This window comes from Cellulosimicrobium marinum (genome assembly GCF_020551945.1).
In the GTDB taxonomy this organism is placed as follows: Bacteria; Actinomycetota; Actinomycetes; order Actinomycetales; family Cellulomonadaceae; genus Cellulosimicrobium; species Cellulosimicrobium marinum.
Genome location: NZ_JAJBZH010000001.1, coordinates 680,692 through 702,355 on the forward strand (window position 1 = coordinate 680,692; position 21,664 = coordinate 702,355).

At 77.0% G+C, this 21,664-nt stretch carries 22 protein-coding genes; 5 read left to right on the forward strand and 17 right to left on the reverse strand.

Annotated elements, in window-relative coordinates; translation table 11 throughout:
• Positions 1 to 27 precede the first annotated feature (27 nt).
• From LGQ04_RS03120 to LGQ04_RS03135, 4 genes are all read right to left on the reverse strand, one after another.
• The gene (locus tag LGQ04_RS03120) at positions 28 to 573 is read right to left on the reverse strand and encodes a toxin-antitoxin system HicB family antitoxin (protein ID WP_229242110.1); all 546 of its coding nucleotides are present in this window, start codon (positions 571 to 573) and stop codon (positions 28 to 30) included.
• A 114-nt stretch (positions 574 to 687) separates the two neighbouring features.
• The gene (locus LGQ04_RS03125) at positions 688 to 1,443 is read right to left on the reverse strand and encodes a glycosyltransferase family 2 protein (protein WP_229242111.1); all 756 of its coding nucleotides are present in this window, start codon (positions 1,441 to 1,443) and stop codon (positions 688 to 690) included.
• The gene (locus tag LGQ04_RS17600; RefSeq protein WP_229242112.1) at positions 1,440 to 2,855 is read right to left on the reverse strand and encodes a PIG-L family deacetylase; all 1,416 of its coding nucleotides are present in this window, start codon (positions 2,853 to 2,855) and stop codon (positions 1,440 to 1,442) included. The genes LGQ04_RS03125 and LGQ04_RS17600 overlap by 4 nt, the downstream gene beginning before the upstream one ends.
• Complete coding sequence (locus tag LGQ04_RS03135; RefSeq protein WP_229242114.1) at positions 2,852 to 3,907, reverse strand: acyl-CoA dehydrogenase family protein; 1,056 nt, start codon at positions 3,905 to 3,907, stop codon at positions 2,852 to 2,854. The genes LGQ04_RS17600 and LGQ04_RS03135 overlap by 4 nt, the downstream gene beginning before the upstream one ends.
• Positions 3,908 to 4,054: 147 nt before the next feature.
• Between LGQ04_RS03135 and LGQ04_RS03140 the strand changes: the two genes are divergently transcribed.
• Together LGQ04_RS03140 and LGQ04_RS03145 are read left to right on the forward strand one after the other, a co-directional pair.
• Positions 4,055 to 4,903, forward strand: a complete 849-nt coding sequence (locus tag LGQ04_RS03140) for a DNA/RNA non-specific endonuclease (protein WP_229242115.1) — start codon at positions 4,055 to 4,057, stop codon at positions 4,901 to 4,903.
• Between the two features lie 110 nt (positions 4,904 to 5,013).
• On the forward strand, positions 5,014 to 5,988 hold the full coding sequence (locus LGQ04_RS03145) for a LacI family DNA-binding transcriptional regulator (RefSeq protein WP_229242117.1): 975 nt from the start codon (positions 5,014 to 5,016) through the stop codon (positions 5,986 to 5,988).
• Between the two features lie 75 nt (positions 5,989 to 6,063).
• On the opposite strand, the gene LGQ04_RS03150 is transcribed toward LGQ04_RS03145, so the two are convergent.
• Both LGQ04_RS03150 and LGQ04_RS03155 read right to left on the reverse strand, forming a co-directional pair.
• Positions 6,064 to 6,546, reverse strand: coding sequence for a hypothetical protein (locus LGQ04_RS03150; protein WP_229242119.1), 483 nt, complete (start codon positions 6,544 to 6,546; stop codon positions 6,064 to 6,066).
• 60 nt (positions 6,547 to 6,606) lie between these two features.
• Positions 6,607 to 7,122 (reverse strand): mycothiol transferase, encoded by a 516-nt coding sequence (locus LGQ04_RS03155; protein WP_229242121.1) that lies wholly within the window; start codon positions 7,120 to 7,122, stop codon positions 6,607 to 6,609.
• Between the two features lie 246 nt (positions 7,123 to 7,368).
• Between LGQ04_RS03155 and LGQ04_RS03160 the strand changes: the two genes are divergently transcribed.
• Positions 7,369 to 9,315, forward strand: a complete 1,947-nt coding sequence (locus tag LGQ04_RS03160) for a cation:proton antiporter (protein ID WP_229242122.1) — start codon at positions 7,369 to 7,371, stop codon at positions 9,313 to 9,315.
• Between the two features lie 3 nt (positions 9,316 to 9,318).
• On the opposite strand, the gene LGQ04_RS03165 is transcribed toward LGQ04_RS03160, so the two are convergent.
• From LGQ04_RS03165 to LGQ04_RS03195, 7 genes are all read right to left on the reverse strand, one after another.
• Positions 9,319 to 10,443 (reverse strand): hypothetical protein, encoded by a 1,125-nt coding sequence (locus LGQ04_RS03165; protein ID WP_229242124.1) that lies wholly within the window; start codon positions 10,441 to 10,443, stop codon positions 9,319 to 9,321.
• Between the two features lie 136 nt (positions 10,444 to 10,579).
• Positions 10,580 to 11,017, reverse strand: a complete 438-nt coding sequence (locus tag LGQ04_RS03170) for a VOC family protein (RefSeq protein ID WP_229242125.1) — start codon at positions 11,015 to 11,017, stop codon at positions 10,580 to 10,582.
• Positions 11,014 to 11,796: a deoxyribonuclease IV gene (locus LGQ04_RS03175; RefSeq protein ID WP_229242126.1), complete on the reverse strand. Its 783-nt coding sequence runs from the start codon at positions 11,794 to 11,796 to the stop codon at positions 11,014 to 11,016. Before LGQ04_RS03175 ends, LGQ04_RS03170 begins: the two co-directional genes overlap by 4 nt.
• A 41-nt stretch (positions 11,797 to 11,837) precedes the next feature.
• On the reverse strand, positions 11,838 to 12,083 hold the full coding sequence (locus LGQ04_RS03180; protein ID WP_229242127.1) for a hypothetical protein: 246 nt from the start codon (positions 12,081 to 12,083) through the stop codon (positions 11,838 to 11,840).
• Positions 12,084 to 12,302: 219 nt separating this feature from the next.
• The gene (locus LGQ04_RS03185) at positions 12,303 to 13,502 is read right to left on the reverse strand and encodes an RDD family protein (RefSeq protein ID WP_229242129.1); all 1,200 of its coding nucleotides are present in this window, start codon (positions 13,500 to 13,502) and stop codon (positions 12,303 to 12,305) included.
• A gap of 31 nt (positions 13,503 to 13,533) precedes the next feature.
• Positions 13,534 to 13,779, reverse strand: a complete 246-nt coding sequence (locus tag LGQ04_RS03190) for a YnfA family protein (protein ID WP_229242131.1) — start codon at positions 13,777 to 13,779, stop codon at positions 13,534 to 13,536.
• Between the two features lie 50 nt (positions 13,780 to 13,829).
• Positions 13,830 to 15,140 carry an NAD(P)/FAD-dependent oxidoreductase gene (locus LGQ04_RS03195; protein WP_308016336.1) on the reverse strand — a complete coding sequence of 437 codons (1,311 nt, stop codon included), beginning with the start codon at positions 15,138 to 15,140 and terminating at the stop codon, positions 13,830 to 13,832.
• 189 nt (positions 15,141 to 15,329) lie between these two features.
• Between LGQ04_RS03195 and LGQ04_RS03200 the strand changes: the two genes are divergently transcribed.
• The gene (locus LGQ04_RS03200) at positions 15,330 to 15,806 is read left to right on the forward strand and encodes an Lrp/AsnC family transcriptional regulator (RefSeq protein WP_229242133.1); all 477 of its coding nucleotides are present in this window, start codon (positions 15,330 to 15,332) and stop codon (positions 15,804 to 15,806) included.
• Positions 15,807 to 15,816: 10 nt separating this feature from the next.
• Here LGQ04_RS03200 and LGQ04_RS03205 read toward each other — a convergent pair whose 3' ends face one another.
• Together LGQ04_RS03205 and LGQ04_RS03210 are read right to left on the reverse strand one after the other, a co-directional pair.
• Entirely contained in the window at positions 15,817 to 17,229 is a 1,413-nt protein-coding gene (locus tag LGQ04_RS03205; RefSeq protein ID WP_229242134.1) for an FAD-binding oxidoreductase, read from the reverse strand.
• Between the two features lie 117 nt (positions 17,230 to 17,346).
• Complete coding sequence (locus LGQ04_RS03210; RefSeq protein ID WP_229242136.1) at positions 17,347 to 18,306, reverse strand: 5'-3' exonuclease; 960 nt, start codon at positions 18,304 to 18,306, stop codon at positions 17,347 to 17,349.
• Positions 18,307 to 18,412: 106 nt separating this feature from the next.
• On the opposite strand from LGQ04_RS03210, the gene LGQ04_RS03215 reads away from it, so the two are divergent.
• Complete coding sequence (locus LGQ04_RS03215) at positions 18,413 to 18,796, forward strand: VOC family protein (RefSeq protein WP_229242137.1); 384 nt, start codon at positions 18,413 to 18,415, stop codon at positions 18,794 to 18,796.
• Positions 18,797 to 18,839: 43 nt separating this feature from the next.
• Here LGQ04_RS03215 and LGQ04_RS03220 read toward each other — a convergent pair whose 3' ends face one another.
• Positions 18,840 to 19,559 (reverse strand): LuxR C-terminal-related transcriptional regulator, encoded by a 720-nt coding sequence (locus tag LGQ04_RS03220; RefSeq protein WP_229242139.1) that lies wholly within the window; start codon positions 19,557 to 19,559, stop codon positions 18,840 to 18,842.
• A complete protein-coding gene (locus LGQ04_RS17605; RefSeq protein ID WP_229242141.1) occupies positions 19,556 to 21,607 on the reverse strand; it encodes a sensor histidine kinase in 2,052 nt (683 codons plus the stop codon). Before LGQ04_RS17605 ends, LGQ04_RS03220 begins: the two co-directional genes overlap by 4 nt.
• Positions 21,608 to 21,664: the final 57 nt, after the last annotated feature.

A 21,664-nucleotide genomic window follows, 5' to 3' on the forward strand; every position in this document is an offset into this window, starting at 1 on the left:
GTGGTGTCGTCGAGCGGCCGGGGCCGCTCAGCGCACCCAGCCGGTGACGCGGTTGCCGGAGCGCTGCGGCGCGCGGCCGGAGGCGGTCGGCCCGCCGGAGGACTGCTCGAGCGCGACGGTGACCGCCCGCACGAGCCACGTGTTCACGGAGACGCCGTCGCGCGCGGCGGCGGTCTCGACCTGCGCCTTGAGCTGCTCGGGCAGGCGCAGGGTGGTGCGGACGCTCTCGCCGCGGTCACCGTCGGCCGCCCCGGACGCGGGGACGTCGGCGGCGGACGCGGACGTGGGCGCGGGGGGCTGGTCGACGGCGGTCGGCGGCCCGGGCGGTGCCGACGGCGCCGCGACGACGAACTCGGGCGACCCGCCGCGCAGGCGGATGTCGACCGACCCGGGGGCCAGCTCGGCGGAGATCTCCCCGGCGGCGTCGGAGAGCGCGTCGAGGAGCATGAGGCGGGCGGCGGCGTCGAGCGAGGCGGTCAGACGGTCGGCGAGGTCGCGCGCGTCGTCACCGCCCGCAGCGGCCGCGGTGGCGAGCTGGTGCCGCAGCTCGTCGACATAGCGTGTGAGGTCCATGGCTCAACTATGACACCATCAGTGGTGTCACACAAGAGGCAATGTGACACCACATGATGTCGCCGCCGATGTCGCGTCCGACGACCTGTCAGCGACCCACCGACCCCCGGGTCGTCACAGCGCTGACAGCTCCGGGTCGGCGACGAGGTCCTCGCGCAGGTGCCGGGCGTACCCGCCCGGTGTGCGCCCGACGAGGCGGGCCGAGGTGAGGACCTCGCACGCGGCGTCGGGCACGAGGCGGGCGCCGGTGCGTCGTGCCGCGGCGACGAGCGCGACGTCCTCGTGCTCCGCCACCGGCGCGAAGCCGCCCGCCGCCCGGTAGACGGACAGGCGCAGGCCGAGGTTGGCGCCGTGGACGTGACCGTTCGCGTGCCCGGGCACGTGGGTCGCGCGCCACACCGCGGCGCGGTCGGCGGAGAGGTCGGCCAGGCGCGGGCGCACGGTGCCGACGACGACGTCCGCACCCGCCTCGGCGAGCTCCACGTGCCGCAGGAGCCAGTGCTCGGGCACCACCGAGTCGGCGTCCGTGCACGCGAGCCATGTGCGCTCCTCGTGCGCGGCTCCGTTCCCGATGCCGTTTCCCATGCCCCGCGCGGCGGTCTCCACGCCCGCCGCCCGGGCCCGCCCGACGCCGACCCGCGGCGTCTCGATCGCGGTGAGCCCGGCGTCGTGCACCACCCCGGCGCTCCCGTCGGTGCACCCGTCGAGCACGACGACGACCGACACCGCGATCTCGGGACGCACCGCGGCGAGCCGGTCCGTGGAGCGTCGCAGCCCGGCGAGGCACGCGGGGAGCAGCGCCTCCTCGTCGTGCGCGGGGACGACGACGAGCACCGCCTCGACGGGCCCGCTCGTCCCAGCCCCGCTCATGCCAGGCCCGCCTCACGGGCGACCGACGCCACGGGCCGGCGGGCGAGGACGTCGAGCACGAAGTCGTCCTCCTCGTGGTGGGCGAGCACGCCGAGCTCGCTGCGATCCTGAACGCGCGCCGCGACCTCGTCGCCGCCGAGCGGGTACTCGGGCACGTCGTGCCGCCAGTGGCACGCGACGACGACGCCGTCCGCCGCGAGCGACCCGAGCACCCGGTCCAGCGCCCGGTCGAGGTCGTCGCTGCCGTAGTAGTAGAGGACCTCCGACAGCACGACCAGGTCGAACTCGCCGTCGGGCCACTCGTCCGGGGTGTCGAGGCGCACGAGGTCGACGTCGTCGCCGAGGCGCTCGCGCGCGACGCGCAGGGGGGCGTCGGCGATGTCGACCCCGGTCAGGCGGTCGCAGCGGTCGCGCAGCGCGGCGGTGAGCACGCCCGTGGAGCAGCCGAGCTCCAGACCCGACCGGAAGCGTCGCCGCGGCAGGCTCGCGAGCAGCACCGCGCGCTTGCGCTCCTCGTACCAGCGCGTCTCGAACCCCCACGGGTCGGTGCGGCCGGTGTAGAAGCGGTCGAAGAACTCCCGGCCGAGGGACTCGCGCGCCGCGGCCGGGGTCGCGTCGTGCACCGCCGTCGCGTCACGCCCCGCCGTCGCGTCGCGGTCGGGTGCCGACTGGACGAGCACCTCGACCGGCCGTGCGGCGTGCCGCAGCATGTCGGCCCCGAGGATCGCCTCGTCGCCGGGTCGCGCCGACAGCGGCCGGACCTGGGAGGCGTGCGCGTCGAGCGCCCGCGCCTTCGCCGCCACCTCCGCGTCGGTCAGCCGCAGCCCGCGCAGCGCCTCCCACGGCACGTCGTGGCCGCCCGGGTCGCCCCAGTGCCACAGCCAGACCGGATACTCGACGAGCCGCACGCCCCGGCGTCCCGCGACCGACGCCGCGACCTCGCCCGCGATCCGGTGGTCGCGGTGGCCGTCGCCGCGCCACGGCGCGCACAGCAGGGGACGGTCGCCGTCCGTGAGGTCGAGCGCGGCGTCGACGGCGCGCTCCAGCGGCACGCGGTGCTCGCGCAGCCCGCCGTCGGGCAGGCCGAGCAGCACGACGCGCGCCGTCGGGCACAGCGCACCGACCGCGTCGACGACCTCGCGCCGCCGCTCGGCCCGCAGCGCCTCGGGTGCCGTGGTCGACGCCGGGTGCGACCCCTCCCCGTCCGTCGCCACGACGACGGTGACCGGGACGCCGCGGGAGCCGAGCCGGTGCACGAGGCCCCCCGCGCCGAACGACTCGTCGTCGGGGTGGGCGGCGAGCACGACGAGCGCGTCGACGCCGTCGAGGTCGAGCGGTGCCGGGCGGTCGAGCACCCCGGCCGCGACCCACGCCTCCTCGGGCGTGCCCGGGTCGCGGTGGTCGAAGCTCACCACGGGCACGTCCCCGCGGCGAGCAGGTCGCGCCCGAGCGACGCCTGGTCGCGCTCGGCGTGGTGCTGGCGCACGTACAGGCCGAGGTCGGCGACGCGCCGCGCGAACGCCTCGTCCGCCGTCAGCGGCCCCGGGCCGAGCGCGTGGGCGCAGCGCCGCTGCACCTCCTCGACCGCGTCGGCGACGACGGTCCGCGCCCGCCGCGCGAGGACCGACGACTCGCGTCCCGACACCCCGGCGTCGACGGCGCTCGCAGCCTCGGCGAGCACGGCGCGCGCGCCGGTGAGCGCGACGTCGACCGCGCCGAGGTGCGCGAGCGCGAGCTGGTCCGGCTCGCGCCGGCCGAGCGCGGCCCACAGCGTGCGCGCGAGGCCGACGGCGCCGCCCCACCAGCACGCCGCGACCCCGATCCCGCCCCACGCGAACCCCGGCCGCTCCAGGTACCAGCCGGCCGCGCCGACGGGGACGGCGGGGGCGCCGTCGAACGTCACGGGCGCGGAGACCACCTGGGGGAGCCCGCGCGGCACCCACGGCCCGTCCGCGGCCCGGACCGCCGGGGTCCGCAGGTCGACCGCGAAGAGGCGTCGGCCGTCGTCGGTCCACGCGGTGACGAGCGCGTGGCTGAGGTCCGCGGCGAGCGAGCACCACGGCTTGGTGCCCGTGAGCCGCCAGGCGCCGCCGTCGGTCACGGCGTCGAGCCTGACGCCCGGGCCCTCCGCGGCGTACACGCCCCACGTGCTCCCCGGGCCCGCCCCCACGACGGCGAGGTCGGGCGGCTCGGGCGCCTGGTCCAGGACGGCCAGCGCGTCGAGGTGCGGCTCGAGCATGCGCGCCACCGCGACGTCGGCGGCGGCGACGGACGCGAGCGCCGACCACAGCTCGCCGGTACGGCCCCCGCCCGGGTGCGGGAGGCGCGGCGCCACGTCCACGACCCAGCGCAGCGTGGCCGCGACGTCGGCACCCACCTCGGCCGCGCGGGCGAGGTCGGCGCGCGGGAGCGCGGCGGCGGGCCGGCTCCCGGACGCGTCCAGGGTGGTCTCGGCGATGTCCACGGCTCGTCCTCCTGGCCGGTTCCCCGGCGTGTCTCCCTCTGTGGTGCAGGCCGCTTGCTGGACCGCGACCAGCGTCCGAGCGGTCGCGCCTCCTCGCAAGCGCTGCACCCGGGAGCGCGTCGCCCGACACCGTGGTTGGCTCGGACCGTGACCGGCCACGACCCCGACTTTCTCGGCGTCCCCGTGCCGCTGCCCGAGGTGGGCCGTGAGGTGCGGGTGCTGCCGTCGACCCACTTCACGGTCCTGCTCGACCCGCTGCGGCGGCTCGCCGCGGCGACCGTCGTGGACGTCGACGGCGCCCAGCTCGTCGACGTCCCGCGCGACGACGACTGGCACCTCGACCCCCGCGTCGCCGCCGACGAGCAGACCGGCCCGGAGCTCTACGCGCGCAACGACCTCGACCGCGGCCACCTCGTGCGTCGCCGCGACCCCGTGTGGGGCGACCCGGCGACGGCGGCCCGGGCGAACACGGAGACGTTCGCCTACCCGAACGCCGCGCCGCAGGCCGCCCGGTTCAACCAGTCGCTCGACCTGTGGAACGGCCTGGAGGACCACGTCCTGGAGCACGCGCGCACCCTCGGCCTGCGCCTCGTCGTGGAGACGGGGCCCGTCCTCGCCGCCGACGACCCGGTCTACCGCGGCGTCGGGATCCCACGGTTGTTCTGGAAGGTCGTCACGTGGGCGGCCGGGGGTGGCGTTGCGGCCGGGCCGGTCGGCACGCTCGCGGCGACGGCGTTCGTGCTGGACCAGACGCCGCAGCTCGGCGAGCTCGAGCTGCGCGCGGCGGACGCGCGGGCGCTCGCGGCCGGTGACGTGCCGCCCCTGGGGCCGTTCCGGACGTTCCAGGTGCCGGTCGGGGACGTCAAGGCGCTGACCGGTCTCGATCTGGGCCCGCTCGTCGCGGCCGACGTGCTCGTGCCCGCCCCGGCGGCGGCGGGCGTGGCCGACCGCGCGGGGTGGCGGGAGCTGGGAGTCAGGTCGGACGTGGTGCTCTGACGGTCGGGGAGCGACCACCGCGAGAAAGTGGTAGCGCTTTCACGACCGCCCGGTAGGCTTGTGTTCCCGGGCGGGACGGCGCCGGGCACCACCGACCCCGGGAGCGGGCCATGTCGCAGACGACGCTCGAGGACGTCGCCGCCGCCGCGCGCGTGTCCCGCTCGACCGCCTCCCGCGTCCTCACCGGCACCGGTCCCGTCTCCGCCCGCGCCCGCCAGGCCGTGCTCGACGCCGCCGACCGCCTCGGCTACGTGCCGCACCCCGGCGCACGGGCCCTCGCCAGCGGCCGCGGCGAACGCGTCGTCGTCGCGGTCGGGTCGCCGTCGTCCGAGCTCCTCGCCGACCCGTACGTCGCACGCGTCGTCGCCGCCGCGAGCCGCACCGCCGACACCGCGGGCGTCGGCGTCGCGCTGCGCTGGCTCGGCCGCGACCCCGGCGACGAGCTCGGCCGCCTCGCCCGCGACCCCGGCGTCGGCGGGGTCCTGCTCGTCGACTACTCCGCCGACGTCCTCGCCGTCGTCCCCGACCGCCTCCTGCCGCGCGTCGCCGCCGTCGGGCCCGCCGACGGGCGCGTCCCCTCGTACGACGTCGACGCCGCCGCCGGCATCACCGGTCTCCTCGCCCACGTCCTCGGCACGGGTCGCCGCCGCGTCGTGCTCCTCGCCGGGCCGCGCTGGCTCCCCGGGTCGCGCCGCGTCGTCGCCGCGTACACCGCCGCCATGGACGCCGCAGGCCTGCCGCGACACGTCCTCGCGGCCGACCTCACGGCGAGCGCCGGCGCCACCGCCGTGCGCGAGGCCCGACGCCGGTGGCCCGAGACCGACGCCGTCGTCGCGATGAGCGACCTGCTCGCCGTCGGCGCCGTGCGCGCCCTCACCGAGGACGGCGTGCGCGTGCCCGACGACGTCGCCGTCACCGGGTTCGACGACCACCCGGTGGTGCGGGAGCTCGGCCCCGCGCTGACCACCGCCACCCACCCCGTGGAGCAGATCGCCGCCGCCGCCACCGCCGACCTCCTCGGCCGGTCGCGCGCCGGCGGTCGTACGACGTTCGGGTCGTCGGTCGTGGTGCGCGCGAGCGCCTGACCCGCGAGTGACGCACGTCCGCCCGAGCGATGCACGCAGAGGTGCATCGCTCGGGCGCGAGCGCATCGCTCGGAGTCAGCCTGCCGCGCCGACCCCGTCGAACGGGGTGATCAGCGACCACCCTTCCGCCGTGCCGGGGACCGCGTGGTCGCCGTCCGCGAGGTAGAGGCGCACGGCGTGGTCGACGTCGAGCGGGTCGCCGTCCGGGTAAGTCCCGTCGCTGCACGTCTGCGGGGTGGAGGCGACGGCCAGCCGGTCGCCGGGCGTGGCGTCGCCGTGGACGACGTCGGTCACCTCGACCTCCCACACGTGCGCGTCGGTGCCGAGCATGGGGCGCGTGCCGTCGCGGCGGAGCACGGTCGCGTCGACGACGAGCGTCGCGGCCGCCTCCCGGTCGGCCGCGGTGTCGAACGACACCCAGTCGACGCACGACTCCGTGCCCGAGGTCGCGCCGAGCGCGGCGCACGCCCCGAGCGTCGGGGCGAGGAGGGCGGCGGCCGCGAGCGCCGCGGCCGTGTGGCGGGGCGTGCGCTGCCGGAGGTCCCGGACGGGGTTCACGCCCTGTCCGTGTGCCGGGCGGTGCGGATCTTGCACGACGGCGCCCGGCCGGCGCCCGGTTCAGGCCCGGCCGGTGCGTTCGAGGACGCCGCGCAGGTACGCGGCCTGGCCCGCGTGCTCCAGGCAGTCGACGGCGACGCTCACGAGGCGCACGCCGAGCGTCACGGGCGGGTCCCACGCGTCGTCGACGACACGGTCGAGGTCGGTGTCGGCGAGGGAGGCGAGCACGTCGGCGGTCTCCACCTGCACGGCGTGGACGTAGCCGAGCAGGACGTCGTCGCTCGCCCGGACCTGTGCGACCTCGTCGGCGCTCTGGCCGTAGCCGGACGCGGCGTCGTCGAACGGCAGGCCGAAGCGGTCCGCCCACCCGTCGCGCGTCCACACCTCGTCACGTCCGACGGCGGCCGCCACCTGGACGTCCTGGCCGCGCGCGAGGTGCCACGCGAGCCAGGCGATGGTGTTGGCCTCGGGGTCGACCCGCGCGGTGAGCGCGTCCTCGTCCAGTCCCTCGACGGCGCGCGTCGCCGTCGGTCCGATGCGTCCGAACAGGTCCTCCAGCACGTCGCGTGCGTCCACGTCGTCACCTCTTGTCGTCGGGTCTTCTCGTCGGGCGGGGCGTCCTTCGCAGCCTCGCCGACACCCGGTGCCCTCGCGACCCGAGGTGCCGAACCCCGGGTTGCCCGTCACGACGGGCGTCCGGTGACCGACAACCCGGGGTTCGGCGACGCGCCAGGACCCCGGGCGCCGTCGGGCACCGACCTCGGTAGGTTGGACGCGGCCGGGCGCTGCGGGCCCGGCCGGACCGACGCCGCGGAGGTACGGATGGACTTCCCGTTCCAGCTCACGGAGGACCAGATCCTCGGGATCGTCGCGCTCGGGGCGTCGGTGGTCGTCGCGATCGTCGTCGTCAACGTCCTCGCCCCGCGCGCCGGTGTCGCGGCCCCGCTGGTGCTCGTCCTCGTGGGGATCGGCGTGAGCTTCGTGCCCGTGGTGCCCGCGATCGAGGTGGAGCCCGAGTGGATCCTCGCGGGGGTCCTGCCGCCCCTGCTCTACTCCTCGGCGGTGAGCCTGCCGACGATGGACTTCCGCCGCGACTTCACCGCGATCGGCGGGCTGTCCGTCGCGCTCGTCGTCGTGTCCTCCGTCGCGCTCGGCTTTCTCTTCACGCGGGTCGTGCCGGGCATCCCCCTGTCGGTCGGCATCGCGCTCGGTGCGGTGGTCAGCCCCACCGACGCGGTCGCCACGTCCATCGTCAAGCGTCTGGGCGCGTCGCCGCGGGTCGTGACCGTCCTCGAGGGGGAGAGCCTGCTCAACGACGCGTCCGCCCTCGTCCTGCTGCGCTCCGCCATCGCCGCGACCGCCGCCAGCGTGTCCCTGTGGTCCGTCGCGGGGGACTTCGTCGTCGCGGTCGTCGTCGCGGTCGCGATCGGGTTCGTCGTCGGGCTGCTCGGCCTGGCCGTCCGGTCCCGGCTCGGGCGCGCGTCGCTCAGCGTCGCCGTGTCCTTCGTCGTGCCGTTCGTCGCCTACCTGCCCGCGGAGCTGCTCGGCGCGTCCGGCCTCGTCGCCGTCGTCACCGCGGGGCTCGTCACCGGCAACGGCGCCGCGAAGCACCTGCGGCCGCAGGACCGCATCTCCGAGGAGTCGAACTGGCGCACCATCGAGCTGCTGCTCGAGGGCGGCGTGTTCCTCCTCGTGGGCCTCGAGCTGTTCGCCCTCGTCGAGGACGTCGTGGACACGCACGGAAACCTGTGGAGCGCCGTCGGGGTCGCCGCGCTCGCGCTGCTCGCCGGGCTCCTCGTCCGGGCCGCGTACGTGCTGCCCCTCGTGCACTCGGCCGGGCGGCGAGCCCGGCGGGGCGAGGAGGTCCGCGGGTACATCGAGGGGATGCAGCGCCGCCTCGACGCGAGGTTCGCCCCCGACGGCACCCCCCTCGACGCGTCCACGGACCCCGACGGCGCGACCGGCGTCACCGCCCAGTTCCGTGCCGTCGCCGCCGGCCCGCACGTGCGGTCCCCCCTCCCGCCCGCCGCCCGGCGCACGCTGCGCGCCGGGGCCGCCGCGCTGCCCGAGGGGGCCAAGGAGCGCATGCGCGGACCGGGCTCCGACCCGCAGCGGCGCGTCGGCCGCATCCGCTCCGTGCTGCGCCGCCGCGCCGCCGACATCGACTACCTGCGCGCCCAGCCCCTCGGCCCGCGCGAGGGCGTCCTGCTCGTCTGGGCCGGCCTGCGCGGCGTCGTCACCGTAGCAGCCGCCCAGACCCTCCCGCTCGACACGCCCCACCGCTCCTTCCTCGTCCTCGTCGCGTTCGGCGTCGCGCTCGGGAGCCTCCTGATCCAGGGCGGCACCCTGCCGTGGGTCGTGCGCCGGCTCGGCCTCGCGGGTGGCACGTCGCCCGCCGACAACGACCGCGGCGCCGTCCGGGCCGAGCTCGACGCCGCCGCCGCGCGCGTCGTCGACGCCCCCGACCTGCGCCGCGCCGACGGCCGCCCGTTCGACCCGGGGGTCGTCGCCCGGGTGCGCCGCGACGTCGTCCACGAGCTCGAGACCCGCGACACCGACGCCGCGACCACCGCCGACGTGTTCGCCCAGTACAAGGAGCTGCGGCTGCGTGCCATCGCCGCGCAGCGCACCACGCTCCTCGACGCGCGGTCGTCCGGCGTGTACAGCTCGCAGGCGCTGCGCCACGCCCTCGACCTGCTCGACGCCGAGCAGATCGACCTCGAGCTGCGACGCGGCCCCGTCGTGGACGACGACGACCGCCCGGCGTGACGCTCAGCCGCCGAAGAGCTGCGCCGCCTCGTGGTCCGCGACGACGAACCCCGTCGCCCGCGCGACCGGCAGCACCTGCTCACGACCCAGGGCGTCGTCCACCCCGAGCCGCAGGAGCACGACGACGCTGCCCGTCGGCAGCATGATCGCGGGCCCCTGCCCGGAGTCGAGGATCTCCGTCGTCGTCTCGAAGCCGGGCTGCGGCACGGCCGCCGCGAGCGTCGGGTGCGCCGGGCCGGACGTGTCCGCCAGCGGGTGGCCGCTGCCCGCGGCGTCGTACGCCGCCACCACCCGCTCGGCGGCCTCCTCGGACCCGACCTCGACCACGACGGCGTCGAGCCCCACCGCCGGCCCGTCGTGCGAGACGACGCGCGCCTCGAACCCGCCCTGGCACACGTCCGCGACGCCCACGGCGAGCGCCGGGACGTCGGGCAGGTCGTCGCACGCGAAGTCCCGCCGGGCGGTGAGCGCGATCCGGTCGCCGTTCACCGTCCAGTCGTTGTCGGAGAAGAACTCCCAGGACATCGGCGCGAGCGCCGGGCCGTCGACGGGGTCCGTCTCCGCACCCGCGCGGTAGCGCGCGTCGAGCCACGGCGCGTCCTCGTCCGTCGACTCGTCGCCCGTGGGGTCGTCGCTCGCGGTCTCGTCGTCCGTGGTGGTCTCCGCCGGGTCGGGCGTCGCGGCCGGGCTGCCCGACGGCGCGGGGTCGGGTGTCGCGGACGCCGTCGCCTCCTGCGCGGCGGGCGGGGCGTCGTCGCGCCCGACGAGCAGGAGCACGACGCAGACCGCGAACACGAGCACGCCGACCCCGGCGAGGGTCAGGAGGAGAACGTCCGACGCGCGCCGACGTCTGCGGGGCGCCGGGGCCGGAGGGCCGTAGGGGTCGTGCGGGGCGTGCGGTGCGTCGGCCCGGAGCACGGTGTCGTGCACCGGCGGGGCGAACAGGTCGGCCGGCGGCGCTGCGGGGGAGCGGTCACCGTACGGGTCGGTGCCGTACGGTGCCGCCCGGCCCGGCGTGCCGTACTCGGGGACGGGCGGCCCGGCCGGTTGCCGCGGCCCGGACGTGTGCGAAGGGCCGGAGGGGTGCGGCGGACCGGAGGGTCGGGGCGGCCCGGAGGGGTACGACACGCGGAGATCCTTCCGTGGCGGTACGGCGACGGCGTGGTGCGGGCGCGACGCTACCCGGGGACAGGTCCGCGGCGCGCGGCGGTCCGTGCCCGCGGACGCTCGGGCACCCGGTCAGGCACGGCGCTCAGGCACGCGCTCAGGCACCCGGTGCGCAGAGACAGAACGGGTGCCCCGCGGGGTCGGCGTACACCCGGAACGGGTCGTCCGGGTGACCCTCCTCCTCGGGCGTGCCCGTCAGGGGCGTCGCCCCGCAGGCCAGCGCGTGATCGTGCGCGGCGGCGAGGTCCGGGACGGTGAAGTCCGCGTGGACGCGCGCGCCGCCCGGCCACGGTCGCACGGGTGCGTCGGAGCGCTGGAACGCGAGCCGCGGCCCGCCCGGGGCCGGGGGTTCGAGCGTGAGCCAGTCGTCGCGGGCGGTCTCCGGGTCCTCCGCGCCGGGCGTGTACTCCCACCCGAGGAGGCTGCGGTAGAACTCGGCGAGGCCGCGCGGGTCGGCCGTGTCGAGCGCGACGTTGCGCCACGGCATCGGCGCGTGCGCTGCCCCGGACCAGGCCCCGGACCCGGACCCGGTCACGCGAGCGCCTCGCGCAGCCACGCGACGTCGGCCGGGACGTCCGCGTGCGTCTCGCACACCACCGACGTGCCCGCGGCGCGGGCCACGCCGAGCAGCGCCTCCGGGTCGATCGTCCCGGCCGTGAGCCCGGCGTGCCGGTCGGCGCCGGAGCCCGCGGTGTCGCGGCTGTTGTTGAGGTGGACGAGGTCCACGCGGCCGGTGATCGCGCGCACCTGCTCGACGGCGGTCGCGAGGTCGATCCCGCCCGCCCACGCGTGGCACGTGTCGAGGCAGAAGCCCACGTCCGTGCCGCCGTCGGCCTGCTGGATCGCGGCCCACAGGCCCTCGATGCGGTCGAGGCGCCGGGCCATCGAGAAGTCGCCGCCCGCGGTGTTCTCGACGTACACCGTCACGTCGGTCTGCAGGGCCTCGATCGCCTTGCGCCAGTTGTCGAACCCCTTCGCGGGGTCGTCCTTGGCGGTGACGTGGCCACCGTGCACGACCACGCCGACCGCGCCCACCGCGGCGGCACCGTCGACGATCTGCTGGAGCAGCTTGCGGCTGGGGATGCGGATGCGGTTGTTCGTGCTCGCGACGTTGATGACGTACGGCGCGTGCACCACGAGGCGTAGGTCCGCGGCGGCGGCGTCGGCCTTCAGGGCCTCCGCACCGCCGGGGTACGTGAACTCGGGGCCCTTCCACGACTGCGGGTCGCCGAGGAAGATCTGGGCGACGTCCGCCCCGAGGGCCTTCGCCTGGTTGAGGACGTCCGACTGGTCGAGGTGCGCTCCGATCCGCATGGGACCAACCTACGCGGCCCCGCCCACGGAAGGGCGGCCGGTCAGCGGTTCGTGGCCGCGCTGCGCCGGATGACGTCGCGCCGCAGGTCCAGCAGCGCCGCACGGGCACGACGCCGCCGGTCCGCCGGGTCGACCGTGAGCTCGTCGCCCGGGTTGGCGTGCTTGCGCTGCTCCCCGTGCATGTTGAGCCCGAGGTCGACGGTGGTGGGCCGCACGACGCGGACCGGCTCGATCACGGGCGCGTCGGTGGCTCCGGGCGAGGAGAAGAGAGGGCTGCGGTCCGGCACGGGGGCTCCCGGGGGTCGGTCGGGCGGTGGTGCGCCGCCGGGCGGCACGCGCCGCGCGCCGCCCGGTCGGGGCTGGTGCGCCGGGCCGGTGCCCGGCGCCCTCCCATCGTGGGACGCGGACGTTTCGCCCGGTCGATCACCGCGTTTCGTCCGTGTTGCGGTGCGTGTCCCACCATCCGGGACGGACCCGCGTGCGGCGGTCCCGCCGCGCGCCGGTGCTCAGGCGGGGCCGCGACCCCCGCACGACGCGATCGTCGACCCGTCGACCCGCACCGACGCCTCCCACCGCCATCCCGGCTCGAGGTCGACGGTCTGCGAGGCGGGGAGCCGGATGCTCTCGACGTCGGCACCGGGGGTCCCGGCGACCAGGACGTGGTCGACGCTGCCGTCGGCGTGGGGCGTCACCTCGATCTGCGATCCCCGGTCCTCGCGGAGGTTCCCGTCCGCGTCGTGCACGGTGAGGACGAGCTCGGCCTCGACGGGCACCTCCGGCGCGGCGTCCGCGGCGGGCAGGACGGTGTAGAGGACCTCGAGCCCGGCGTCGTCCGGGGCCGCCTCCGGCGGGCGGGTGCGCGAGACGCCCCACCGCGTCTCGGTCACTCCCGTCGCCCAGGACACGACGCCGACGGACTCGGCGACGAGCGGCGCGTCCGACGCGCCCGGCTCGACGAGCGGCGTGCAGCTCTCCTGCCACAGGTCGTCCTGCGTCACCGTCCCCGGGGTGAGCGCGAACGCCGCCGCCGTGACGCACAGCAGCGTCGCGCCCGCCGTCACCGCGGCCGAGGCGCGCCGCCCGGGCGGGGGCGGGGCGTCGTCGGGCACGGGCCGCAGCGCGCGGGCCGACCGCACCAGCGCGGCGACCCACGGGTGCGGCACGGGAGGGCGGGTGGTCGACAGGACGACCGTGCCCAGCAGCGAGTCCGCGAACGTCTTGCGCTGCGGGTGCCACAGCGGTCGGAGGAACCCGACGAGCAGGATCGCGTCGAGCACGTGGGCGAGCTGGCGCAGGACCGTCGAGACGAGCCCCGCGGGTCGTCCCGTCTCCTCCCGCACGACGACGATCCCCACCGTCCGCTTGCCCGGTGTGGACCCGGTGTACGCCTGGAGCACGAGCCCGGCGACGACGGTCGCGAGCAACCACCCGCTGTCCGTGAGGGTCACGTCGACCGTGGTCGACGGCCCGAGCGTGAACGACGGCAGCATCGAGAAGCCGCCGACCGGGCCGAGCGCGAGGAACGTCACCGCCGAGACGATCGCGGCGTCGAGGAGGTGGGCGAGGACCCGCTGGGCCCACCCGGCGTAGACGAGGCCGGACCCCGTGCCGGACCCGGTGCCGGACCCGAGGCGCTGGAGCGTGAGGTCGGCTCGGGCGTCCGGCACGTCCCGGATCACGTCGTCGGTCAGGCCGCCACGGGTCACGGGACGATCCTGGCAGGACGGGCGGGGCGCGTCACGCCTGCCGTGGCGCGTACATGACGATCGCGACACCGGCGAGGCACACGAGCGCGCCCACGACGTCGAAGTGGGCGTCCGGCTGGAGCGTCGCCACGACCCCGTACAGGCCCAGGGCGACGACGCCCGCCCCGATCCACACCCAGCCGCGGTGCTCCCGCACGCCCTGCCACACGAGCCAGGCGCCGCCGATCTCCAGGAGCGCGGCGAGGACGAACAGCGGGATCGAGCGCGCGAGGTCCATGCGCGCCAGGGTAGGCGGCGCGCCGGCGGAGGTGCGGCCCGTGCGGGGGGTCAGCGCAGCGGGTCGAACGGGCGGATCTCGTCCGGGACGCGCCCCGTGACGACCTGCTCCGCGAGCGCGCGCCCCGTCGCCGGGCCGAGCACGACGCCCCACATGCCGTGCCCGCCCGCGACGTACACGCCGGGGGCGCGCGTCGCGCCGACGAGCGGCAGGCCGTCGGGCGTGACGGGGCGCGAGCCCACCCACTCGTCGTGCCGGTCGTCGAGGTCGACGCCGCGGAACAGGTGGCGCACCGACGCGAGGATCGCGTCGATCCGGCGCGGCTGCAGGGGCTCGTCGGGGCCGCGGAACTCCATCGTCCCCGCGATGCGGAAGCGCCCCTGGTAGGGCGTGCAGGCGACGCGTCGTGCGGGGAGGTAGATCGGCGTCCCGACGGGCTCGTCGGTCTTGACGGTGAACGAGTACCCGCGACCGGCCTGCACGCGCGTGCGCACGCCGAGCGGTGCGGCGAGCGCGGGCAGCCACGCGCCGGTGGCGAGCACGACGGCGTCGGCCCGCAGGTCCGTGAGGTCGCCGGGGGCGTGCGGCGGTCGCGCGGAGGCGCGGACGGCGGGGCCGTCGCGGCGGACCCCGACGACGTCCAGCCCCGTCACGACGCGGCCGCCCCGGGCGCGCACGGAGTCGGCGAGCGCGTCGACGAACGGACCGGGCTCGACGAAGCGCTGACCCTCCAGGGCCAGGACGGTGGACACGCGGTCGGTGAGCTGGGCGGCGCGCTCGCCCGCCTCGACGCGGCGCACGTGCACGTGCTGCCCCGCGGCGTCGACGTGCTCGAGCTCGTGGAGGAAGGGCAGCGACTCGTGCTCGTGCTCGAACGCGACGGTGAACGGCCCGGGCGTCGTGCGGGCCGCGACCGGGTGCCCGGCGGAGCCGCCCGCGGCGAGCTCGTCGAACGCCGCGAGCGCGACCCGGTCGATCGGGGTGAGCGCCGCCATCGCGCGGTCCCACCGGCGCTGCGTCGCGTGCGACATGAAGCGGGCGAGGAACGCCCACAGGCGCGGGTCGAACCGGAGCGGGACGTGCAGCGGCGCCGCGGGGTCGAGGAGCGCGCGCGGGCCGTACGTCCACAGGGACGGGTCGGCGAGCGGCATCGCCATGCCCGGCGTGAGCCAGCCGGCGTTGCCCCACGACGACCCGGCGGCGACACCCGTGCGGTCGACGACCGTCACGTCGACGCCGTGCTCCTGCAGGTGCCACGCGGTGGCGAGGCCGACCATGCCGGCGCCGACGACGAGCGCCGTGCGGGGACGGCGGTGCTCGGCGGGGCGCGGGACGCGCAGGGCAGGGGAGGTGGGGCGCACGTCGGGCTCCTTCGACCGACGCCCGCCTCGCGGGTGGCGAGGCGGGCGTGTGGCTGGTGCGCGGCGGGGTGGTGCCGCGCAGCGCCCACAGTGGTCGAACCTTCGGGGGAGAGCAAGGGGAGGCGAAGGATCGTCGGTAGAGTACGCGAGACGGATCGGATCTTCTGCGGGACGGGCGAGGTGGGCCACATGGTGACGAAGGATCTTCGGCACGCGGGACGACCCGTCGAGCTCGACGACACCGACCGGCGCATCCTCGACGTGCTCACCATTGACGCCCGCGCGACGAACGCCGCGATCGCCGAGCGGGTCGGCATCGCGCCGTCCACCTGCCACGCGCGCGTGCGCGCCCTCGTCGAGCGCGGCGTCGTGCGGGGGTTCCGTGCCGACGTCGACCCCGCCGCCCTCGGCCGCGGCCTCCAGGCGCTCATCGCGATCCGCCTCCAGGCCGGGGCCCGCCAGGGCCTGGAGGCGTTCCGCGACTACCTGCTCGCGCTGCCGGACGTCGAGGGCGTCTTCTTCGTCACCGGCGACCGCGACTTCCTCCTGCACGTCGCCGTCGAGGACTCCGACGCGCTCCGCGACCTCGTCTCCCGCACGATCAGCGTCCGGCCCGAGGTCGCGGGCACGAGCACCACCGTGATCTTCGAGCACGCGCGCCCCTGAGGGCGGCGGGTCAGGAACCGAACGGGAAGCGGCCCAGCGGGTCGTACTGCGCCCGCACGGACCGCAGCCGGTCGTACGTCTCGGACGACCACGCGCGGGCGAGCGTCTCGTCCGTCCACGGACCGGGGAGGAAGTTGACGTTCGTCTCCGACGCGGCCCACGGCTGCGACCACTGCGCGAACGCCGCCGTGCTGGCCACCATGTCCGGCACGCGCGGCGGGTTCATCCCGAGCAGCGTCACGAGGTAGCCGGCCGTGCGGCCGCCCGCCGCCGACCCCTCCGGCACGTCGGTCCGCGCCGCGCCCCCGAGGTGGCGGACCTCCGCGCCGAGGAACGGCGAGGCGCTCGCGGGACCGTACTCGGCGAGGAACCGGTCGACGAACGCGTCGTCGACGTCGCGCAGCGCGGCTCCCGAGATCCACGTCGGCCCCGGGTCCTCCGGGTCGGCGTGGATGCTCGCGACCTCGGCCGCGGGCAGGGGACCCACCGTGTCGACGAGGGCGGGGGCCAGGGCGCGCAGCCCCGCGGCGTGCCGCTCGCCGTCCGCCGGGTCGCCGGGGAAGGCGAACCGCAGCGTGAGCACGTCCCGACCGCGCAGGGGTTCGGGGACGAACGGCAGGTCCGGGAGGGACAGCATGACGACCGAGGTCGTGACGTCGTCGGGAACCGACGCCGTCCACCGTGCCCAGCCGCGGAACACGTCCTCCACGTGCGCGGTGTCGAACGTCATCGACCCGGCGTAGAGGGTCGTCAGCGGCACGAGCTCGACGTCGACGCGCGTCACGACGCCCAGGCCGCCCTTGCCGCCGCGCAGCGCCCAGAACAGGTCGGTCTCCGTCTCCGCGTCGGCGTCGACGACCGACCCGTCGGCGAGGACCACTCGGAAACCGCGCACCCAGTCCGTGGTCAGGCCGTGGCTGCGCGCGAGCGGCCCGAACCCGCCGCCGAGCAGGTACCCGACCACCCCGACGTGCGTCGACGAGCCCGTGACCGGGGCGAGGCCGTGCTCCGCGGCGGCGTCCACCACCGCCTGCCAGCGCGTCCCCGCACCGACCCGCGCCACGCGGGTGGCGGGGTCGACCTCGACGCCCGTCAGGCCCGGCGTCGCGACGAACACGGCGTCGTCCACGGGCCACGCCGCGCCGTGCCCCGTCGCGTGGACGCGCACGGGCAGGTCGTGGTCGGCCGCGAACCGGACCGCCTCGACGACGTCGTCCTCCGACGCCGCGACGACCACGACCTCCGGGTCGTGCACGACGAGCGTGCTGTGCGGCGCGACGGCGTCCGCGGCGGTCGGGCCGCCGTCGGGCACCTCCCCGCGGGCCAGGACCGCGCCGCTGACGCGGGCGCGCAACGCGGCCACGGCGTCGGGCGTGACGTCCGGCGCGCTGCTCGCGGTCGTGGTGGGTGTGCTCTCGGACATGGGTGTCCCCTCTGGTCGGACCGTGGCCCGGGCGACAGGACGCCGTGCCACGACGCCGCCCGGCCGGCGGCGTCGAGAGGTAGGGAGGGCGTCCCGACCCGCTCGTGCCGTCCCAGGTCAGGAGGCGCGGAACGCCGCGAGGACGCGTTCGACCGACGACCCCAGACCCCAGCGCTCCGTGAGCGCCTCCAGCGCCTGCGGGTCCGCGGGCGCCGTCGGGAGGGTGTCGTCGACCTCCGGCGCCGGGGCGTCGCGCACCACCTGGACGACGGTCGGCGCGACCGCCAGGTAGTCCGCCGCCTCGGTGAGGCGCCGACGCTGCGTCGCGGTGAGCCCCGGGTCGCCGGCGTCGCGCGCCGCGAGCACCCCCGCGAGGTCGCCGAACCGGTCGAGGAGGGCGGCCGCCGTCTTCTCCCCGATCCCCGGCACGCCGGGCAGCCCGTCGCTCGGGTCGCCCCGCAGGGCGGCCATGTCCGCGTACGCGGTGCCCGAGCCCACGCCGTAGCGCTCGGCCAGGCGCGCCTGGTCCACGACGTCGAGGTTCCGCACGCCCTTCGTCGGGTAGAGGACGCGCACGCCCGCGGCGTCGTCGACGAGCTGGAACAGGTCCCGGTCGCCCGTGACCACCTCCACGCGCGCGTCGCCCTCCGCCGCCGAGCCGGCCCCCCGGGCGACCTCGCGCGCGGTCAGCGTGCCGATGACGTCGTCCGCCTCGAACCCGGGGACGCCCACGCGCGCGACGCCGAGCGCCGCCAGAACGTCGACGATCACCGGCACCTGCGCGACGAGCTTCTCCGGCACCTCCTCGACACCCGTGGTGCCGGGCACCTCGCGCGCGACCCGGTGCGCCTTGTACGACGGGATGGCCTCGACCCGGAACGCGGGCCGCCAGTCGTCGTCCCAGCACGCGACGAGGCGCCGCGGACGCCGGTCCGTCACGAGCGTCGCGATCATGTCGAGCAGACCGCGCACCGCGTTGACGGGCGTGCCGTCCGGGGCCTTGATCGAGTCGGGGACGCCGAAGAACGCCCGGAAGTACAGGCTCGCGGTGTCCAGCAGCAGCAGGTCCGTGCTCATGCCGCCATCCTGCCGCACCCCACCGACGCCGATGAGCGAGCGGTGCACGCACGGTCGACCCTGGAGGAGCCGACCGGCCGGCCGGCCCACGGACGGAGGAGGCACCATGCTCGGCAAGGCGTTCAGCGGGTTCTCGGTCGACGACGTCGACGCGGCCCGGCGGTTCTACGGCGACGTGCTCGGCCTGCCGGTCCGCGGCGACGACATGCTCTGGCTCGACCTCGCCGGAACCACGGGGATCCTCGTGTACCCCAAGGGCGACGCGCACGACCCCGCGTCGTTCACCGTCCTCAACTTCCCCGTGCGCGACGTCCCGGCGACCGTCGCGGAGCTGCGCGAGCGCGGCGTCACGTTCGAGCGGTACGAGGGCACGCCCGTCGAGACCGACGACGACTTCGTGTTCCGCGGCGGCGGGCCCCTCATCGCGTGGTTCCGCGACCCGGCGGGCAACGTGCTGTCGGTGATCCAGGACGACGACGCCGGGTCCTGACGGGGACGGGGGGCGGCACCGCGCCGGGAGGCGCGGGAGCACGCTACGCCCCGCCGAGACCTTCCTCCCGCGCGGCCACGACGGCCGCGGCACGATCGCGCGCGCCGAGCTTGGTGAGCACGTTCGTCACATGGTTGCGCACGGTCTTCGGGCTGAGCACGAGCCGCCGTGAGATCGCGGCGTTGTCGAGGCCGGCGGCGACGAGGTCGAGCACCTCGCGCTCGCGGTCGGTGAGCTGCGGGAAGGGGACGCGCACCGCCGAACGGCCGCCGACGACGTACGCCATCGCCCGGTCGGCGACCGCCGGCCCGAGGATCATCGCGCCGTCGGCGACGGCCCGCACCGCCCGCTCGATCTCGTCCGGGCCCGCCGACTTCACGAGGTAGCCGCGCGCCCCGGCCCGCACGGCCGCGACGACGACGTCCGCGTCCTCGTGCATCGTCACGACGAGCACGCGCGCGTCCGGCCGCGCGCGCACGAGGTCGCGCGTGACGTCGACGCCGGAGCCGTCGCCCAGGTCGACGTCGACGAGCACCACGTCGGCCGCGACACCGCCGCCGCCCGACGACGCCCGCGCACCGTCGCCCGGCGGCCCGCCCTCGGGCCGCCCCGCCCGTGCGCCGGCGAGCCCGAGCAGCGCGCGCGCCTCGGCCGCACCGGCCGCCTGGCCGACGACGCGCACGCCGTCGAGCGACCCGAGCAGCGCGACGAGGCCGAGCCGGAACACGGGGTGGTCCTCGACGACGACCACGTCGACGCTCACGGCACGACCGACCGTTCCGCGAGCGGTGTCCGGCCCGGGACGAGCGGCAGGACGGCCCGCACGCGCGTGCCGGGGCCACCTGCTCCCGGGCCGAGCGGACCCGGCGCCGGGGCACCGCCGGGCACCGCGGGCCCCACCTCGACCCGTCCGCCCAGCTCGTCCGCGCGCTCGCGCACCGACCGCGCGCCCACGCCGGCGCGCGTGCCGGGCGCCACGCCCACGCCGCGGTCCTCGCACGTCACGACGAGCGCGTCGTCGTGCACCTCGACCGTGAGCCGGCACTCCGCCGTGCCGGAGTGCCGCGCGGCGTTGACGACGGACTCGCTCGCGATGGCGTACGCGGCCGCGGCGACGCGCGCGTCGAGGCCCTCGCCGGGGTCGCACCGCAGGTCGACGACGAAGCCTGCGACAGCCTGCCGCCCCGCCAGCTCGGAGAGCGCGGCCTCGAGACCCAGCTCGTCAAGCGACGGAGGGAGCAGGCTCCGGGACAGCGCGCGCACGTCCTCGACGCGCTGCTCCGCCTCGGCGCCGAGCGCGTCGAGGATCGCCGCGGCGGCCGCCGGGTCGGTGGCGAGCACGTTGCGCGCACCCTGCAGCCCGAGGCGGAGCCCGGTCAGCCAGGGCCCGACGCCGTCGTGCAGCTCGCGCCGGATGACGCGTCGCTCGGCCAGCCGCGCCCGTGTGGTGGCGTCGCGCGCCGCCTCCAGCTCGCGCGCACCCCGGGCGAGCGCGAGCCCGGCGCCGACGACGGGCAGGAGCTGGTCGAGCGCGTCGCCCGTGCGTGCGTCGAGCCGCTCGCCCGCCCGGGGCACCGCGTGCACGCGCCCGAGCAGTCGCCCGCCGTGCACGACGTCGCGCACGACCGCGTCCGGCGGCGTGACGGCACCGGCGCCCCTCGGCCCGACCCGCCCGGCCGCCGGGACGACCGTCCTGCTCGGCTCCGCCACGGCGGGCCGCTCGATCGTCACGGACTCCAGTCGCAGGGCCTCGCGCACGCCGCCCGCGAGCGCCGCGACGAGCTCGTCGGCGGTCGACGCGGTGGAGAGGCGTCGGCCGACGCTGAGGGCGGCGCGTCCGGGGTCGCCGCCGTCGCCGTAGACGAGCACGCGGACGCGGCGACGGAGCCAGGCGTGCAGGGGCTGGACGGCGACGGCGGTGCCGACGGCGGCGAGCACCTGCGCCGCGGCCCCGTCGACGACGGCCGTGGCGACGACCACGACGACCGCGTACACGACCGCGAGCCCGACGGTCAGCATCGCGGCGACGGTCGCGCGCGACAGCACGAGGTCGATGCCCCAGAGCCGGTTGCGCAGCACGCACACGAGGATCGCGGCGGGGAACAGCGCCTGGCACGCGAGGTGGGTGAGCGGGAGCGCGAGGACGACCTCGGGGTTCGCCCACAGGCCGAGCAGCGGCAGGAAGGACAGCGCCATGAGCGTCGTGCCGAGGGCGAGCAGTCCCAGCCCGCGGCGGTCCTCGACGGGTCCTCTCCGCCACCGCCAGGCGGTCGCGGCGGCCGTGACCAGGCCGGCGACGACGACGGAGACGATCGCGGGCCGCGGGTCCTCGACCGAGGCGAGCAGGAAGTACGCGATCGACGCGACGCCGCCGGCGACGCCGCACCAGTCGCCGACGCGCAGACGGCCGGACCGGACGAACCACGGCACGAGGACGAAGAGCCCGACCGTGCCGGGGATCCACGCCCAGCCGTACATCTCCGCGAGCGTGTCGAGCGGTGGCAGCGCGGGGTGCGTGGAGGAGAAGCTGAGCCACCCGCCGCCCAGCGCGGCGAGGCCCCCGCCGATCCCGGCGAGGGCCGTGAGCCACCCGACGACGTGCGGGCGCCGCGCGAGGATCACCGCGGCGACCGTGCCGTAGACGAACGCGACGGTCGCGTCGACGACGACGAACAGCAGGTCGCCGAGCAGGACCGGCACGCCGGACGTGAGCTGGAGCATGAGCGCCGTCACGCCGAGCACCCAGGCGAGGACCCCGAGGGTCCACGCCGTGCGGGGCATCCCGGCGCGGCCGGGACCGGGCTCGGCCACGGGGTCACGGTAGGGCCGGGGCACCCGTGGCGACCAGACCTCGCCGGGGAGATCACC